1 protein-coding gene is annotated in these 1,328 nt (G+C 59.1%); it reads right to left on the bottom strand.

From position 1 onward, the window contains the following. Positions 1 to 955: 955 nt before the first annotated feature. Entirely contained in the window at positions 956 to 1,204 is a 249-nt protein-coding gene (locus CXQ97_RS05575; protein WP_104179819.1) for a hypothetical protein, read from the bottom strand. Positions 1,205 to 1,328 lie beyond the last annotated feature (124 nt).

The raw sequence follows: 1,328 nt of genomic DNA, 5'->3' as shown, positions 1-1,328 counted from the left end.
GGCGAGGGCTGCTTTCTGGACATTGGTGCGGGTGCCCGCGTGGGGCGTGTTTGCGGTGGTCATGGAAGTTCTCCCAATGAGGTGTGCGAGTGATGACTTGCGGGATCTTACAGGGGCAAAGTTTAGCCAGCCCCGGCACATGGTAAGACGAATGACGACTTTCGCGTGATCTGATAACAACCATTCGATGCTCCGAAACAACGGGATGGGCACGCACGCAGTATTACGGAAGGAATCAGCAGCACAGGACCCCTCAACAAGGCACTACTCCTTAACAGTTGGTGAAGAAACCCAACGCTTCGAACGTCGGAACTCACCCACAGGTGGACGGCTTTGAGCTCCACCCTTCGGGCTCCACCCGCCCACAGATGGATGACCCCAAAGCCGTCCGGCACCCTATCGCGCCTGATAGTCGTAAGCCGGCCGAACAAATCCGTAAGCCGTCCGAACAAATCGGAGGCTGTGCACATCCACCAACCACGTGAGGGACTTGGCCCGCCTCGGTGACGGTGGTGGGTGTGCGCAGGCGGCCCTTGGTTCCTGCTGTCCAGGCGTGTGCGGGACAAGCAGCGAAGCGAGGGGAGCTTGTGCCGTGCACAGGGGGTCAGGAGGCGCACGAACCCTTCAACGCCCGCTTGGTCAGCTCCGACCCGTTGTGCACTGGGAGGTTTCGCGACGCTTAGGAGGGCATATAGCGGCTCTGTAGTGGTAGCAAAACCCAAGTGCGGAAGTGCCACGACCATTCGCGTCGCTCAGACGGGTTTTGCCACCTTCCGAAGTTGTTGCGTTTGGGTACACCTCAACGCAACTGTGCGGATTGGCTCAGATGGTGTGACTTTTCGCCAAGATGGCGGGGTTTTGAACGGGTGATTGGCGGGGTCAATAGTCAGTACAGCGTCGGGTTGGTCCGGCTGGGGATCCCTGATCGGACAGTTCATGCCTGAGCTGCTTGTCTTTACCGACTGCGGCGGAAAAAGCTGGCCAGGGCGGCTTGAGCATCATCCAGGGCGCGGTCGTACGCGGCAGCATCAAACGTGATGGGTGGTGCGTTGGTGATCAGAGCATCCTCGGTGATGCCGTCGGACTCATCAATCCACCCAAACCTCTGCCACGCCACTGTGCTCTGGCCCCTACTGACCTGCACGCCGAGGATTCCGTCCGATACGTCGAAACATTCCCCGCAATAGAACAGCTCAACGGTCATGGGTTTACCTCCGAGACTTGACCCACGGAGCTGCCCTAGCTGTATCAGAGCTTCCCGCACCGATGATCGAGAGAGGCGAGTGACTAGGGGCGGTACGGGTACATCGAAGTCATACTCCGGTTGT

This window comes from Arthrobacter sp. B0490, from assembly GCF_002929355.1.
Lineage (GTDB): Bacteria > Actinomycetota > Actinomycetes > Actinomycetales > Micrococcaceae > Arthrobacter_D.
Note: the sequence above shows the minus strand (reverse complement) of the source record. Positions and strands in the feature narration are given on the sequence as shown.